This is a genomic window from Campylobacter majalis, from assembly GCF_905120465.1.
GTDB classification, from domain to species: domain Bacteria; phylum Campylobacterota; class Campylobacteria; order Campylobacterales; family Campylobacteraceae; genus Campylobacter_A; species Campylobacter_A majalis.
Genome location: NZ_CAJHOF010000011.1, coordinates 1 through 17,215 on the forward strand (window position 1 = coordinate 1; position 17,215 = coordinate 17,215).

Sequence of the window (17,215 nt, forward strand, 5' to 3'; positions counted from 1 at the left end):
TTGGTTTTACCTTATTTCCCTTTATACGACTAGCTTTAAAATAGCTTTTATTAAGCTTTATGCTACTGATGATAATCTTATCAAATTTAGCTTTCTGGTATTTATAAATTTTAGTTTTAAAATCATAAATAGCAATTGATTGTATTATGATTTATATTTAATAATTTGCTTATTAAAGTAGTATTTGTATTATAACAGAAGTGAAAAATAGTTTTTTAATTTTATAAGTGTTTAAAGTATTATTGTTTGGTGTTTTTGTGGGGGGGGGGGGGGGGGTGGAAAAATGGGCGAGTACAACCCCGCCCATGAAATTAGTTAAAATCAGTCTTTACATCATCGCTGATTTGGATATATATAGTCTGACCTTTTTCAGTAGTGCCTTCGTATGCTTTATAGCCACCATCAGCCTTGACATCGCTAGTCTCTTTCCAGCTACCTTTTATAGTGTCACTGCTATCTCCATCTATCTTTAAGATAGTATTTTTGTTATCAGTGATATCTAGCACGTCTTCAGCTCTGATAGTTAGCTCTATCGCATCACTTGAGCCATTTTTGCCTAGATCTATCTTTTCAAAATTACTTATTTTTTCATCTAGATTAGCCACCTTGCTTAGATCTATACTCTCAGATCTGCCAGCACTAGGCTTGATGACAAGCGTATCATAGCCCTCTCCACCATCTAAAATTTTAGCATCTTTGCCGTAGTAGATAGTGTCGTTACCCTCACCGCCTAGCAACGCATCTGCACCACCCTTACCATCTATAGTATCATTGCCCTTGCCACCAGCTATGACGTCATTGCCAGTTGTGCCTTCTAGCTTATCATCATCACTAGCCGTGCCATAAACTATCTTTTGATAATCAACCGCACTTCCAGCCTTAAGTGTAGTAGTAGCTTCTACCTTGTCGCCATCAGCATCCGTGATAGAGTATTTGATATCTATCGTCTCAGAGCCGTTGCTTTTAGCTATAGACGCATCTGGCTTATACTCATACGATCCCTTAGACATATCTAGCGTAAGCTCGCTGCCTGTTTTCATCTTGGCAGTAAATACCGAGCCGTTATGCGAAGTAGCTCTATTGCCATTATCTACTTCATAGACGGTATATTGGTTATTTGTCGGACTATACACATATGTCATAGTGCCTTGGTTTGTATTTAGCGTGACACTAATATGCAACGAACCATCACCATCAGCACCATATTCTATAGCGGTCTTTCCACTAGCTGTGCTATCGCTAGGCTTTAGCGTATCTATGAAGTTGCCCTTTGTAGGTCTAGTAGCTAGTGCTAACTCGCTAAAGTCTTTAGCATTAGCGTCGCTTTTAGTAGAGCCGTTATATGCTATAGGATTAAGTAGTGGCACACTAGCATCTTCTGATAGCTTAAATGCTTCAGCATCTATTTGATTTGCCTCAAGCCAATCTCTCCATGTTTTTTCTTCACTAGCAGATATACCCAAGTCTGATTTTACATCACTTGTAATATCGCGACCATATTCATCCGTCCATTTACCATCTTTATCAAAATATATATATCTTATACCAGAAGAATATGTTCCACCAGCGTAAGCAAACTTAAATCTCCCACTCTCATCTTCGCCGTTTGGATAATATGCAGAAGAATTATGCCATACAACCTTCTCTGCTGTAGTAATAGCTTTATAATTATATAATCCTTCATATCCATCCGAAACAGATGGCATACCATCAGAGACGAAATATAGTTTATTGTCCACATCTATACCAGACAGCTTACCATCTTCCTTATATGAATCCATAGTTACTTTCAATGCCGCATCGTAGTTAGTGCCAGTCTTGATATTTATACCGCTAGAGTTAGGGTAACCCTTGTCACCATTTTGATATGCCGATGTAAGCTCAGCATGTGTATAGGTCTTATTAATAAGCTCTTTAGCCTCTTCTACACTTAGCCAAGTCTTGCCGTCTTTACTAGTGATACTTTGTGCCGTTCCTGCAAACATCACTAAATTTACCTTGACATTATCAGCACCTTTGATGCTATATCCATCCAATAGCTTTAACACACCCTCTTTAGCTGCCGCCAATCTTGTATCAGTCTCTGAATCCTTAATCTTAGTATCATTCATACCATAAAGCATACTATATGAGTAGTCAAGCACAAGCGTAACGTTTGTCTTAGGATGTTCAAATCCCACAACAACCGCCTGAGTACTATCGCTAGTGACGTATGGTGTGTCGTCTATAACGGAGACTTTTACATTCACGTCAGCCGTGCTACCAACTGCATTTTTAGCCACAACTTTAACGTCAATATCTTTAGAATCTTGACCTTGAATATCATGTTTGATTGGCTGGAGTAATGTAGTCTTAACAACAGGTTTATCGCTACTTGTTGCATCTATACTGATTTCAACAGCAGTCTTAGTAACGCCATTGTCACTATATGTGCCTATGATTTTTGTTTTATCGTTGTTATCAAACGACCAAGTAATAGGCTTATTGCTAGACGTCTGTAGTGTATCTGTAGGCAAATCTTTAAACGAATAGGCTATATCCGCTAAGTTACCCTTAGCCGAAAGCTCAGTAGAGTCACTAGTCAATGACGAAGCATCTTTAAGTCTGCCTGTGCCATCACTTAATCCTTTTTCATAGACAACAACGGCTGGATCTTGAGTATCAAATTCTATACCTTGATCAACAGTTGCGATATCTGTATCAGTAGCAACATTGCCTACTTTATCTGTAACAGTAGCCGTAACAGTGACATCTCCAGCTTTTAGCGATGAAGCATCCACGTTAGAAACAGACCACTTGCCACCATCTGTAACATTAGCTTTTGCTGTCACTGTGGTGCCATCAGCATCTTTTAGTATTATAGTAATCTCTTGTCCGGCTTCAACCCCATCAGTTGTACCACTAATAGTAAAGCCTGACTTCTCAACCGTATTGATAGTAGCATATTTATCAGTATCGCCCGTATCTGCTCCTATTTGATTCTCTCCTGCGATGTGAGTGATGTCGATAGTAGCGTGGGTGTCTATGCTATAACCATCTTTAGCTGTTATATTGTTATCATTACCAGCTGTATCTTTTGCTTGATATGTAGCTACAACTTCTGGCTTGGACGTCTCGTCTAGTGTTTTTCCAGTGCTGTCTTTGATGAAGTTTTCAGTAGGAACTTCTACTGTATATGCAAAGCCGCTTTCTTTGCTTCCTTGCAAGGTTGCTTCTACTGGGGCATTTCCATTTACAGAGATCATTACTTTATCACCAGCATTAACAACTATATCACTACCAACATCTAGCGTTCCAGTTACAGTTTGTTTGTCTGCTTTAGCTTCTTCAGCTGTTAATACATCATCTCCATTAATTGTGTCGTATTTAACTGTTAGCTTCACATCGTTAGCTTGTTCTGGATCGTTTGGATCTGGTTTAGTATTTGGAGTTGGGTCTTCTCTAGGTCCTTCAATATCCACACCATATGCCCTAGTAACATCTACATCACCTTTGTTACCAGCTTTATCAGTAATGTCGGCTAATGCATTAACGCCTTTGTCTTTACCAGCTATTAGCTCTTGTACAGGTACATCTACTGAGTATGTAAATTTACCATTGCCATTATCTGTTACTTTAGCCTCATAAGGCTTATCATTTACAGTTACAATTACCTTATCTAATGTTCCACCATTTCTAACATCTTGACTATCTACTTCACCAGTTATAGTTATATCTTTCCCTGACTCTTTTTCTTTAACATCAATTAAGTCATCACCTGCAATTGCATTAATAGAAATTTCATTTCCTGAGTTGTCTTTATCTTTAACTGGATCTTCAGGTTTTTCTGGAGTTTGTGGCTCATCTGGTGTATTTACTGGGTTATCAGGACTATGTGGATCTTCGCCATCATCATCACCTGGCTTAGTAACATCAGCAGTATAGTCTGTTTTAGCATCTATATCTGTAGTATTACCTACTTTATCTTTAGCATTATATACAGCTTTAATCTCTTTAGGATCGACTATATCTGTTTTTCCATCAGTAAATTCTTTAGTAGGAACTTTTAGTTCATATGTATAGCCACCATTATTATCAGGTGTTATATTAGCATCCCCCACTTTTTTGCCATCTACATATATAGCTACTGTATCACCTGGATTAATAACTATCTCACCACCAGCTTTTAGTGTGCCAGTGATTGTTTGAGTCTCTTCTTGTGCTTCGCTTACGTTGATAATTCTATCTCCGCTTGTAGTTTTATAATCTATAGTTAATAAAACCTCTTTGCCTATTGGATCAGTGTTTGGAGTGTTATCTGGAATAGGTCCATCTAAAACAACACTGTATGTATTTTTAGCAGGAATTGTAGCTTCATTACCTGACTTATCTACTGCATTATACTCAGCCTTTATCTCTCCAGTTTTTCCATTGTCATTACCATTACTAAATTTATCAGTAGGAATGTTTTCAAGAGTGTATGTATAGCCACCATTATTATCAGATTGAACTGTAGCTTTACCTACCTCTGCTCCATCTACATATATAGTTACTGTATCAACACCTGGCTTAACAACTATGTCAGCACCAACATGAAGTGTTCCTGTGATAGTCTCAGCATCTTTGCCATCATTGATTTCTGATTTAGATATGATATTGTCTTTTCCGTCTGCTGATTCTAGTTTAACTGTTAAATTTACATCATTGTCATCATCTGGGTTATTTGGATCTGGTTTGGTATCTGGAGTTGGATCTTCTTTAGGTCCTTCAAAATCTGTTTTGATTGGTTTAGTATTTGGAGTTCCTGGATTATTTGGCGTGTCTATTCTGACTGTGACTGGCGTCTCTCCATTTGGTTTAATAGGCACATTTGGCACATCTACTTCTTTTGGAGGATTACCAGGATTTTTTGGATCTTCTGGAACCACTTGGGTCACTGGGTCACCCTCTGGTGTTGTTATCACTATAGTATCACCAGGTCTTACGTCATTTGGTATCAGAACCCTTACTGTTGTTTTGTCTTGAGTATTATCACCACCATTTTCTGTTTTATTTTCATTGATACTTATCGTACCATCTTTATTTTTATCTTCTGGAAAATAAAAATCTGGGGCACTTGGTATTCTGTTATCTACTATATCAACACTTATTCCACCCAAGCTACCATCTGATTCTAGCGATCTAAATACATCTGTAAGTCCAGCACCAACAGAGCCTAAACCTCTGCCATCAGCATATACGTTTGAGTAGTGACCGCCTTGTGCAAATACACTATCATTTAGCATACCAACACCATCGCCACCTGCACCAGTATCACCACCTGCTGCCGTTTCTTCTAATTGACTTAAGTCTTCACCTGCCAAAATCGCTCTTTGTAAATCGCTTAAATCAGCAACAGCATCAGTTCCAAAGCTTGTGTTGTCTGAAGTGCTTTGATCTACGCTTATAGTGTCGTTTTCAAGGATACTTAAATCATTGCCATTATCCATAGACAATACAGCATTTGAGCCTAACCCTTGAGTTTTAACAACCTCTCCTAAATATATAGCGTCTCCTGCTTGGAGCACTCTTTCATTGCCGTTTGCATCAACTGCTACGACAACGCCTGAAGTTTGTTTAACTATGCCAACTTGAGTAGCCATAATCTATCCTTTCATAAATTTGAAAATTTTATACGATTATATCCAAAGACAAAGTCACATGTCTATTGTACTTGGATACAATATTGTGTCATTAAGCACAAGTTAATTCTAACACCATCTTACTTGTAATAATTTTAATTATCAAAAATAAAATTATTACATTAATAAATTTTAAATAAGTTTTATTTGCTAAAATTTGAAGCATGACAAAAAACAGCAAAATTTCAAATATGCATATTTTCATCACGCTTTGTTGCCTAATGGCATTTACGTCTGTTTCGGTCGATATCTATCTGCCAGCCATTCCGATGATGTCTGATAAACTTAATGGCGAAGCAGAGCTTAGCGTAGGAGCATTTTTAATAGGATTTAGTTTAGCTGGACTTATATGGGGGCCAATAAGCGATATGATTGGCCGCAAAAAGCCGTTAATTATCGGAGTGCTAATATTTATAATTGGCTCTGCTGGATGTGCTATATCTACAAGTATTAATGAGCTAATAGCATGGCGAATAATCCAAGCCATAGGTGCTAGCACTGGTCCTATGTTGGCACGTGCAATGGTGCGAGATATGTATAATAAGACCAAAGGTGCATCTGTGATGTCTATGATTTTTTTCGTGATGGCAATCGCACCGATTTTAGGTCCAGTAATTGGTGGCTGGGTAATTAAATTTTATACGTGGAATATGCTATTTTGGTTGCTTTTTGTTTTTGGTGTTGTGATATTTTTCTTAGTATTATTCATACCAGAAACGTTAAATCCAGAAAAAAAACAAAACAATCTAAAAACAGCCTTTTTAAACTACACTTGGCTACTAAAAAACAAGCCATTTATGCGTTATTGTATATGCGTTATGTTTTTTTATACTGGGCTTTACGTATTCGTGATAGGCTCAGCACATATTTATATTAACACTTACGGCATAAGTGAGCAAGAATACGGCTACTATTTTGCAATTAACATAATAGGTATCATGCTATCTAGCTTAGCAAATCGCTTGTTAGTTAAGAAATTTTGCCTTGACAGCATCCTTAAAGTAGCATTAAGTATTTCATTAATGGGTGCAATTGCCCTAGTTTTTAGTGCTTTTTTAGACCTTGGGTTATTGGCGATCGTAATTAGCGTGTTTTTTATATTTTCACTAAATGGCATAATTGTGCCGTGCATCATCGCTCAAGCATTAGACAAAGCCACTCATATTGCTGGTTTGGCATCTGCATTAATTGGCTCATTACAATACGCAAGTGGTATATTTTCATCAATACTTTTTGTATTAATCAAGCATAATAATGTAACTCAATTTTGCATAATGATTTTTACATTTATAGTCTTAGCATGTTTAAGTATTTTTACAAAAGTAAAATTTAAGCTATAATACAAAAACTCCAAAGGATAAAGATGCCAAAATATGATTTTGATACTATAATTAATCGCCGCGACACAAATTGCCTAAAATGGGACGTAAGCAAAAACGAACTGCCTATGTGGGTGGCCGATATGGACTTTAAAGTAGCTCCAGCCATCATTAAAACCATGCAAAACACGCTAAATTTAGGCGTATTTGGATATACAAAAACGCCAGACAAATGGTATAGAGCATATCAAAACTGGTGGAAAAAACACCATAATTTTCACATCAAAAAAGAGTGGTTAAGCTTTATAAACGGTATAGTTCCTGCTATAAATTTTGCCATACAATTACTATGCGATAAAAATGATAACGTGCTTGTTCAAAGCCCTGTTTATCATGTGTTTTATAGGATTATAGAACAAAATGGCGTAAATATAGTGCAAAATGAGTTAGAAATCGGCAAAAATGGCTATGAGATAGACTGGCAAGATTTCGAAAAAAAGCTAAGCGATGAAAAAACAAAAATTTTCATACTTTGCAACCCACACAATCCAATAGGAAAAATTTGGGATGAGACTACGCTTGAGAAAATGGGCAAACTTTGCCATAAATATGGCGTAACAGTTCTGTCCGATGAGATACACTGCGATCTAATTACTCCTGGTTTAAAATACACGCCATTTGCTAAAGTAAATGACACAAACGCACAAATTTCTGTCACGTATATCTCACCAACTAAAGCATTTAACATAGCAGGTATTCAAAGTGCTGCCGTTTGCACTCCAAATAAAAACTTACGCAAAATTTTACACACAAAATATGCTCAAAATTCTCTATGTGAAAACAATATCTTTGCCGCTGATGTCGCTATAGCCGCATTTAATCACAGCAAAGAGTGGCTAGATGAATTAAATGCATATTTAGAGCAAAACAAACAGATAGTAAAAGAATTTATCAAAACAGAGTTAAAGGGCGTTAAAGTCTATCCGTGTGATGCTACCTACCTAATGTGGCTTGAGTTTGAAAATTTCAAAGCAGATGATGAAATTGCAAAAAAAATACGTGAAATTTCAGGGCTTTATCTATCAAGCGGAGAGCAGTTTAAAGCTGGAGATAAAAGCTTTGCTAGGCTAAATATAGCAACACCAAAAGAGATTTTAAAAGATGGATTAAACAGACTAAAAATCGCTATACAAAAGCTAAGCTAATCATTTATCTTAGCAAGTAGCGATTTAATATCATCAAAGCTAAAATTTTCATCAGAATCTTGACGTAAAAAATCGTAAAAAAACTCTTTTTTAGCAATTGCCATATCAAGGTCTTTGTCGTTACCGCGTTGATATGCACCGATACGAAGCAAGACTTCATTTTCTTTTAATAACGCATACAAACGCTTAAACATCATTGCATTTTGGCGATGCGTTTGATCAATAACATCGCTCATAACACGAGAAGCTGAGTTTTGAATATTTATAGGCGGATACACGCCATAGTCTGTTAAATCACGACTTAACACAATATGCCCATCTAGTATAGAGCGACTTTGATCGGCTATTGGATCGCTCATATCATCGCCTTCAACAAGCACTGTAAAAAACGCCGTTATACTACCCTTGCCCTCTTCTTTGCCTGCTCTTTCCATGAGTTGTGGCAACAACATAAGCGAACTTGGCGGATAACCCTTAGATGTCGGTGGTTCGCCTAAACTTAGCCCTATTTCACGCTGTGCCATGGCAAATCTCGTAACACTATCCATGATAAACAAAACATCTTTGCCCTGTTCTTTAAAATACTCAGCCACACTCATCGCACAAAAAGCACCGTATTTTCGCATCAAAGCACTATCATCAGAAGTCGCTACGATAATTATCGTGCCTGTTAGATCGCCTTTTAAATTTTTCTCGATAAACTCAGGCACTTCGCGACCTCTCTCGCCGATAAGTGCGACAACTTTTATCGAAGCATTTGTATTTTTTACTATCATTCCCATAAGTGTTGATTTACCGACACCAGAACCAGCAAAAATCCCTAGTTTTTGCCCCCTGCCACAAGTTAAAAGCCCATCAATTGCCTTTATGCCAACATTAAAAGGCTCATTTATAAGCCCCCTTTTCATGGCATCTATCGGTGCTTTCATGATTGGCATACTATCGCTTAAGTGCATCTCGCCTTTGCCATCAATTGGTCGCATAAATGGATCTACAACACGTCCTAAAAGCCCATCTCCAACAGGTATGCTCATGCCCTGATCGCTCTCATAAACAAAATCGCCTATCTTAAACCCTTCAACAAATCCAAATGGGCTAATATAGGCATTTTGGCTTGTGATTTGAGTAACCATTGCAAGTCCAGTTTTACTTTTATCTTTGCTTGAAATTTTAACCACATCGCCAATACTTGCCCTTAAACCACTTACTTCAATGGTAGTTGGGGTTATTTTGGTTATTACGCCAAATATATTGCTTAAATTTACATTTTCGTCATTTAATCTTGATTTTAGGCGTAAAAGACTCAAAAATGAACCTCTTTTGGAGAATTTATAAGAGAGAAAAACTCTCGTCTTGTGTCAGCATTTTTGATAAATGCTCCACGCAATGCCGATGTAGTCGTAGTTGAGTTAATTTTTTGAACACCACGCATCTCAACACACATATGACGTGCTTCTACCACGACCGCTACACCTTTTGGTTTTATTACATCTTGCAATGCTTGTGCAATTTGCTCAGTCATTTGCTCTTGTATTTGAAGACGTCTTGCAAAAATATCTACCATGCGAGGAATTTTACTAAGTCCAACAACTTTTCCATTTGGAATATAACCTACATGAACACGCCCTATTATAGGAAGCATATGATGCTCACATAAGCTATAAAATTCAATATCACGCACTAAAACCATTTCGTTATTGCTACTTTCAAACAATGCATCACCAAGCACCTCTAGCGGATCTTGTTTGTATCCTGATGTAAGAAACTGATATGCCTTAAATACACGCTCAGGCGTTTTAATAAGTCCTTCGCGGTTTATATCTTCACCAATTATGCTTAATATATTTTTTACAGAATTTTCAAAACTTTCTTGCATGAGTTTATCCTTATTAAAAAGCTGATTTTATATTAAGTATGCTTAAAATTCTCACATTTTTTATATGATATTTTAAACTTTATTTTGATAAACTCGCAAGAATTTTAATTTTGAAAGGTTTTTAATGAATGCTGCAGAATGCATCTGGATGGATGGCAAGCTAGTAAAATGGAACGAAGCAAATGTGCATATTTTGACACACTCATTGCACTACGGAAATGCTGTATTTGAAGGCACAAGAGCTTACATGACCGATAAGGGCTTGGCTATTTTTAAATTAAAAGAGCATACCGCTAGGCTTTTAAAATCAGCTAAAATGACTGTTTTGGATGTAAAATTTAGCCAAAAAGAGCTAGAAGATGCACAAATACAGCTACTTCGTGCAAATAAATTTAAAGGCAATGTCTATATCCGCCCACTAGTTTATCTAGGATATGGTATCATGGGACTTGCTCACACAAAAGCTCCTGTAAATACAGCAATTGCTGCGTGGGAATGGGGAGCGTATCTTGGCGAAGAGGGGCTTAAAAAGGGTATTAGAGTAAAAATTTCAAGCTTTACAAAGCTAAATGTAGGCGGTCAAATGAGCCGTGCAAAGGCTAGTTCAAACTATCTAAGCTCGCAAATGGCAAACTACGAGGCAAAAGACGCTGGATATGACGAGGCGTTATTGCTTGACAGCGAAGGATATATCTCAGAAGGTCCTGGTGAGTGCTTTTTCATCGTGGAAAATGGCGTTGTTATAACTCCGCCAAATGATAGCAGTCTTTTAAGTATCACGCAAGATACTGTGATACAAATCGCAAAAGATCTTGGCATTGAAGTTCGCAGAGAACGCATCACAAGAGATAGGGCTTATACGGCTGATGAAGCATTTTTCACAGGCACAGCAGCCGAAGTCACACCAATAAGCAACATCGATAACCGCGTGATTGGTTGCGGTGAGCGTGGCGAGGTAACAAAACGCTTACAAGATGCGTATTTTGACGTAGTTTATGGACGTAACGAAAAATACAGCTCATTTTTAACATACATATGAAAGGATTAAAATGCCAGCAGATTTAAATGATTATTTTAACAAAAAACGCAATACAAACAACTCATCAAATAACGAAAGTAGCAACGAAGAAAAAGGCTTTAAAAAGCCAAATTTTAAAGGTCCAAATATACCAAACAACTTTAATTTTGGTAAATTTGGAGCATTAGTTTATGTAGTGATTGCCATCGTAGCAGTCATCGCACTTACTCAGCCATTTGTTGTGATAAACTCAGGCGAAGTTGGCATCAAATCAACTGCAGGTAAATACGAGCCAAGCCCACTTCAGCCGGGCTTTCACTTTTTCGTACCATTTATCCAAAAGGTAGCCATCGTAGATACTCGTGTAAGACTTATAAACTACACATCAGGCGAAGATATGGGCGAGGCACAAAAATACTCCACACAAGCCCAAGCAGGTATCATTCGCAAAAACTCTATCTCAGTTTTGGACGCTAGAAACTTACCAGTTAGCATCGACATTACGGTTCAGTATCGTCTAAATCCAGAAAATGCACCGCAAACCATCGCTGCGTGGGGCTTTAGCTGGGAGAGCAAGATAGTAGATCCTGTCGTCCGCGACGTGGTGCGTAGCATTGCCGGTAAATACACAGCAGAAGAGCTTCCAACAAAACGTAACGAGATAGCAACTGCCATAGATGATGGCATCCGCAAAGACATCGACGCTCAGCCAAATAAACCAGTCGAGCTACTCACAGTTCAACTTCGTGAGATAATATTGCCTGAAAAGGTAAAAGAACAAATCGAGCGTGTTCAAATAGCCAAACAAGAAGCCGAGCGAACAAAATATGAAGTCGAAAGAGCAAATCAAGAAGCACTTAAAAAAGCAGCCCTTGCTGAAGGCACGGCAAAAGCTGCTATCATCGAGGCTCAAGGTCGTGCAGATGCTGCTAAGATCGAAGCAGACGCACAAGCATACGCTAACCGCGAGGTCGCAAAAAGCCTTGATACTAACTTATTAAATTTAAAGCAGATTGAAACTCAAGGCAAATTTAATGAAGCACTTCGCGAAAATAAAGATGCGAAAATTTTCCTAACTCCAGGTGGCGCAGTGCCAAATATCTGGGTTGATACAAAAGACAAAGCAAAACAAAGTGCGATAGGTCAGTAAATTTTAAAAATTAGATTTTAGGGTGAGCAAACCACCCTAAAAGTGAAATTTTATAAGTGATTTTAGATGATTTATAAAATTTTACCGTAAAATCAAGGCGTAAAAATGATAAATATAGACTGGCAAAAGGTTGGCACATTAGTCCCTGCAATCGTTCAAGAAAAAGATACAAATGAAGTATTAATGCTTGCATATATGAACGAAGAAGCACTAAGTTTAAGCTTAAAAACTGGCTTTGCACACTACTTTTCACGCACTAAAAATCGTATTTGGAAAAAGGGCGAAGAGAGCGGCAATACACAAAAAATACACTCAATAAAACTAGACTGCGATAGCGATACTTTGCTATTAAACGTAACACAAAATGGCGGCATAGCGTGTCACACTGGTGCTAAGTCTTGCTTTTTTACTGAAATTTTAGACGATGATTTTAAAACTTCAAACACAAATCAAGAAAATTATAGACCAAAATACAATATTTTAGACGAACTTTATCATGTCATACTAGATAGAAAATTAAACGCAGATGCACAAAATTCATATGTCGCAAGTCTATTTAAAAAAGGCGAAAATGCGATATTAAAAAAAATAGGCGAAGAAGCGACTGAATTAGCTCTAGCCATTAAAGATGCGACAAAAAACAATCAAGACGAGCAAACAAAAAGCGATGTAGTATATGAATGTGCTGATTTATTGTTTCATTCATTAGTCGCATTAAGTTTGCACAATATTCACCCTGAACGCGTTTTAAATGAGCTTTCAAGAAGATTTGGTCTAAGTGGAATTGAAGAAAAAAACCAACGTAATGTTAAGTAGTATCAAACAAAATTTTATTTTTATCTTGCAAAACGCTGGAGTTATAGATTATCTTGCTTATTCTTGGATTGTTATAGCGTTCATTTTTTTGCTACTTCTTGGGGTGTATTTAGCAATTAAATGGTGGTGGACAATAGGATTTTTGGTTATATTTTTTGGATTTTTTGGCATGGTTTTTGGGTTTTATTATGTGAGTGACGAGCTCAATAATAGATTAAGAAAAATTGAAATTTCTAAAATCAACACAAAACAACTAGAGTATTCAAATGCCCTAATGCTTGATTTTAGTGCTAAAAATTTAAGCCCCAAAAAGCTAAAAATATGCAAAATTGATCTAAATTTTTACACTCTAAATAAAAATAAATATAAAGAAAAACTAAATGCACTAAATCCATTCGTAAAACACACGATATTTGTCAATGAAATTTCAGCATTCGAAGAAAAAGACATAAAATCAACAATAAACAATTTTGCTTTTGTTGATTATAATATCACAATAAAACCCCTATGCTTTTAAAACCAAAATTTAACAATTTATACATAAAACTATCATTTAGATAAAATTTTAAGTTTAATTTGTTATTAAAAGTGTATAATAATTAAAAACAAAACACACAAAATAAAAGGGACAAAATGACAAGTAGCTACTTTACTATAGTGCATATTTTGGTTCTTATTGTCATATTTGTATTGTCTATGTTATTTTTATTTTTGTCTTTTAAGGCGGATAGGAAGTTATTTATATCGTTGCTATTTACAAATGTTTTAGTAAGCACATTTTTAGCAGTATTTTTAATGCCAGTACTTGATAAATATACAAAAAAAGCGGTTCTTGAAAATGTAAAACATCAACGAGTTTTACGTAACGAAAGTATAGTTTTTAACGGAACAGTAAAAAATATAGGTAAATTTAAAATAAGCGTTTGCAACTTCAATGTAAAACTTATCAATCAGGCATTAAGCAAAAACAATATGGGTGGAGAGTCGTTTTTTAAATCAAGTGGAGCCTCTTTATTTTCATGGCTTTTTACAGAAAACAATACAAACAATAAACCAAACACAGTTGAATATAGCTTTGCTGTGGTTAAGGATTTAGACGCTAAAAAAAGCGAGACTTTTAGTGTTTCTATGCCATATCCAACATACTTTTCTCATACCACAATTATAAATAAAATAAGTTGTTATTAAGGAATTTTATGAAAAAAGCGTTTACCATGATAGAGCTTATTTTCGTAATAGTAATCCTTGGGATATTAGCCTCTGTTGCCCTGCCAAAATTAGCTGCAACACGCGATGACGCTGAGATAGTAAAAGCAGCAACAAACATAAATATACTATTAAGCGATTTAAAAACATATTACTTGACAAGACACAAAATGCAAGATATAAGTCAAGTAAATAATATGACAAATGTTTTGCCTCCAGTTATAATAAAAGGAAATGCTTGTTTGCGTATTTTGCACATTACTGCAGATGGGGTTTTAACAATGGATATAAAAGACGATGGACTTTGTGCTGAAGTTTGGAAATTTTCAAAATTTAAAGATTTAAAAGATAAGGTTTTATCAAATGGTGGTAAACTAGATCTAGCACCAATGAGCGTAAAATTTAATAGCTAATTAAACAAACTAAATAATAATCAAAGCAATTTTTAGATAAAATCTAGCAAAATTTATCTAAAAGGCTTAAACGTGATAGACGTAGTTGAAATACAAAAAATTCTTCCGCATAGATTTCCATTTTTACTTATAGATCGTGTTACCAAGATGCAACAAGCACAAAGTATCGTAGCATACAAAAATGTCACGATAGGTGAGCCGATATTTCAAGGGCATTTTCCAGACCACCCAATATATCCAGGCGTAATGATAATAGAAGGCATGGCACAAGCTGGTGGTGTTTTAGCATTTAAAAGCATGAGTGATGAACACCAAATCGGCATCGAAAACAAAGTTGTTTATTTCATGAGTATAGATGGGGCAAAATTTCGCCATCCAGTTCGCCCAGGGGATCGCTTAGAATATAGGCTAAACGTGCTAAAACACAAAGGCAGCATTTGGGTATTAGAGGGCAAAGCATATGTGGATGATATCCTTTGTGCCGAGGCTGAACTAAAAGCCATGATAGTGGATAAATAAAATGAAAAATATACATCAAACAGCAGTAGTAGAAGATGGTGCAATTATCGGCGAAGATTGCGTTATTGAGGCCTATGCTTATGTTAGCAAAGATACTGTTTTAGGCGATAACGTAACAGTAAAGCAAGGTGCAAGAGTTCTTGGCAAAACTAAAATTGGAGACAACTCGCGTATTTTTAGCTATGCAATAGTCGGTGATATACCGCAAGATATCAGCTATCAAGCACAAAGTGACACTGGCGTAATCATAGGCAAAAATGCCACAATTAGAGAATTTTGCACAATAAACTCAGGCACACACAAAGGCGATGGATTAACAAAAATAGGCGATAATGCTTTTATAATGGCATATTGCCATATAGCACATGATTGCATATTAGGAAACGACATCATTCTTGCAAACAATGCCACGCTAGCTGGTCACGTCGAAATTGGTGATTTTGCAGTAGTTGGCGGACTTACTCCAATACATCAGTTTGTCAAAATTGGAGAAAGCTGCATGATAGCTGGTGCTTCAGCACTATCTCAAGACGTTGTGCCATTTTGTCTAGCCGAGGGCAATAGAGCCTACATAAGAAGTCTAAATTTAGTAGGAATTCGCCGAAGATTTGATAAAGAGCAGGTTGAGAGTTTAGTAAGTGCATATAGATTTTTATTTAATCAAGGCATAAGCATAAAAGAGCAATCAGAAATTTTACTAAGCAAAACAAAAGATAAAAATGTAAAAAAAATGTGCGAGTTTATTCTAAATACAAAGCGTGGAATACCACTTGCTAAAGGAAGAGATTAAATGGATAAAAATAAAAAGATATGCAGTTTTTGTGGCGAGGCAGAAGCCAATGATAGACGAATATTAGTCAATGAAACTGATAGTGCTTATATCTGCGAATACTGCGTAAATGCCGCATATAATATGCTATATGGCGACGAAGGGGCACAAAGCATAAGCGAAAAAGCCGTAAGCGAACACGGTAGCCTGACGCCAAAAGAGCTAAAAGCCGTTTTAGATAGCTATGTAATCGGGCAAGAAAAAGCCAAAAAAGTGTTTAGTGTTGGTGTTTATAATCATTATAAGAGAATTTTTAAACAATCAAACATTAAAGACGATACTGAAATTTCAAAATCAAACATTTTGCTTGTAGGTCCAACAGGTAGCGGCAAAACCCTTATGGCTCAGACGTTAGCTAGATTTTTAGACGTGCCAATAGCCATATGTGACGCCACTAGTCTTACTGAGGCTGGTTATGTTGGCGAAGATGTAGAAAATATACTAACACGCCTACTTCAAGCAGCCAATGGCGATGTAAAAAAAGCCGAACGAGGTATCGTTTTTGTCGATGAGATAGATAAAATTGCAAGGCGAAGCGAAAATAGAAGCATTACACGCGACGTATCTGGAGAGGGTGTGCAACAAGCTCTTTTAAAAATCATCGAAGGAAGCGTGGTAAATATACCACCAAAAGGCGGCAGAAAACACCCAAATCAAGACTTCATACAAATTGATACGACAAATATTTTATTTGTTTGTGGTGGAGCATTTGACGGACTTATAGACATCATAGAAAATAGACTTGGCAAAAATGTTCTTGGGTTTAATCAAGAAAAACGCAATAAAAGCGAAAGAGAAAATTTACTAAATTTATTAGAGCCTGATGATTTGGTGCATTATGGCTTAATACCTGAGCTTATTGGTCGTTTGCACGTCGTTGCTACTTTAAATGAAATAACAAAAGATGATATGGTTAAAATTTTAACCGAGCCAAAAAACGCTATCTTAAAACAGTATCAAAAACTATTTGCTATAGATGGAGCTAAGCTAAATTTCAATGACGAAGCACTACTTGCAGTAGCCGAACTAGCAATAGAGCGTAAAACAGGAGCTAGAGGATTAAGATCTATAATGGAAGAAACAATGATAGATTTAATGTATGATTTACCTGAATTAAATGACTATGAAGTCATTATAACAAAAGAAGTTGTCAAAGATGCACAAAAGCCTATACTTATAAAACAAAACAAAAGCGCATAAAGGA

At 36.4% G+C, this 17,215-nt stretch carries 14 protein-coding genes; 11 read left to right on the forward strand and 3 right to left on the reverse strand.

Annotated elements, in window-relative coordinates; translation table 11 throughout:
- Positions 1 to 311: 311 nt before the first annotated feature.
- On the reverse strand, positions 312 to 5,621 hold the full coding sequence (locus tag LQU93_RS06335; protein ID WP_229933044.1) for a retention module-containing protein: 5,310 nt from the start codon (positions 5,619 to 5,621) through the stop codon (positions 312 to 314).
- A 203-nt stretch (positions 5,622 to 5,824) separates the two neighbouring features.
- Here LQU93_RS06335 and LQU93_RS06340 point away from each other — a divergent pair, with 203 nt between their 5' ends.
- Positions 5,825 to 7,000 carry a multidrug effflux MFS transporter gene (locus LQU93_RS06340; RefSeq protein ID WP_229933045.1) on the forward strand — a complete coding sequence of 392 codons (1,176 nt, stop codon included), beginning with the start codon at positions 5,825 to 5,827 and terminating at the stop codon, positions 6,998 to 7,000.
- Between the two features lie 23 nt (positions 7,001 to 7,023).
- On the forward strand, positions 7,024 to 8,184 hold the full coding sequence (locus tag LQU93_RS06345; protein WP_229933046.1) for a MalY/PatB family protein: 1,161 nt from the start codon (positions 7,024 to 7,026) through the stop codon (positions 8,182 to 8,184).
- Here the strand turns inward: LQU93_RS06345 and fliI are convergent.
- Complete coding sequence (gene fliI, locus LQU93_RS06350) at positions 8,181 to 9,491, reverse strand: flagellar protein export ATPase FliI (RefSeq protein WP_229933047.1); 1,311 nt, start codon at positions 9,489 to 9,491, stop codon at positions 8,181 to 8,183. The two genes, LQU93_RS06345 and fliI, sit on opposite strands and share 4 nt — an antisense overlap.
- Positions 9,488 to 10,060 (reverse strand): GTP cyclohydrolase I FolE, encoded by a 573-nt coding sequence (gene folE, locus LQU93_RS06355; protein ID WP_229933048.1) that lies wholly within the window; start codon positions 10,058 to 10,060, stop codon positions 9,488 to 9,490. Before folE ends, fliI begins: the two co-directional genes overlap by 4 nt.
- A gap of 124 nt (positions 10,061 to 10,184) precedes the next feature.
- Between folE and LQU93_RS06360 the strand changes: the two genes are divergently transcribed.
- From LQU93_RS06360 to clpX, 9 genes are all read left to right on the forward strand, one after another.
- Positions 10,185 to 11,099, forward strand: a complete 915-nt coding sequence (locus tag LQU93_RS06360; RefSeq protein WP_229933049.1) for a branched-chain amino acid transaminase — start codon at positions 10,185 to 10,187, stop codon at positions 11,097 to 11,099.
- 10 nt (positions 11,100 to 11,109) lie between these two features.
- The gene (locus LQU93_RS06365) at positions 11,110 to 12,228 is read left to right on the forward strand and encodes a prohibitin family protein (RefSeq protein ID WP_229933050.1); all 1,119 of its coding nucleotides are present in this window, start codon (positions 11,110 to 11,112) and stop codon (positions 12,226 to 12,228) included.
- Positions 12,229 to 12,333: 105 nt separating this feature from the next.
- The gene (hisIE, locus tag LQU93_RS06370; protein ID WP_229933051.1) at positions 12,334 to 13,044 is read left to right on the forward strand and encodes a bifunctional phosphoribosyl-AMP cyclohydrolase/phosphoribosyl-ATP diphosphatase HisIE; all 711 of its coding nucleotides are present in this window, start codon (positions 12,334 to 12,336) and stop codon (positions 13,042 to 13,044) included.
- Positions 13,034 to 13,561 (forward strand): DUF2393 family protein, encoded by a 528-nt coding sequence (locus LQU93_RS06375; protein WP_229933052.1) that lies wholly within the window; start codon positions 13,034 to 13,036, stop codon positions 13,559 to 13,561. The genes hisIE and LQU93_RS06375 overlap by 11 nt, the downstream gene beginning before the upstream one ends.
- Positions 13,562 to 13,677: 116 nt before the next feature.
- Positions 13,678 to 14,232, forward strand: a complete 555-nt coding sequence (locus LQU93_RS06380; protein WP_229933053.1) for a DUF2393 family protein — start codon at positions 13,678 to 13,680, stop codon at positions 14,230 to 14,232.
- An 8-nt stretch (positions 14,233 to 14,240) separates the two neighbouring features.
- Positions 14,241 to 14,663 carry a type II secretion system protein gene (locus LQU93_RS06385; protein WP_229933054.1) on the forward strand — a complete coding sequence of 141 codons (423 nt, stop codon included), beginning with the start codon at positions 14,241 to 14,243 and terminating at the stop codon, positions 14,661 to 14,663.
- 72 nt (positions 14,664 to 14,735) lie between these two features.
- Positions 14,736 to 15,182 (forward strand): 3-hydroxyacyl-ACP dehydratase FabZ, encoded by a 447-nt coding sequence (gene fabZ, locus LQU93_RS06390; protein WP_229933055.1) that lies wholly within the window; start codon positions 14,736 to 14,738, stop codon positions 15,180 to 15,182.
- Position 15,183: 1 nt separating this feature from the next.
- The gene (lpxA, locus tag LQU93_RS06395) at positions 15,184 to 15,972 is read left to right on the forward strand and encodes an acyl-ACP--UDP-N-acetylglucosamine O-acyltransferase (RefSeq protein WP_229933056.1); all 789 of its coding nucleotides are present in this window, start codon (positions 15,184 to 15,186) and stop codon (positions 15,970 to 15,972) included.
- Positions 15,973 to 17,211, forward strand: coding sequence for an ATP-dependent Clp protease ATP-binding subunit ClpX (clpX, locus tag LQU93_RS06400; RefSeq protein WP_229933057.1), 1,239 nt, complete (start codon positions 15,973 to 15,975; stop codon positions 17,209 to 17,211). It begins immediately after the preceding gene.
- The last annotated feature ends 4 nt before the right edge of the window (positions 17,212 to 17,215 follow it).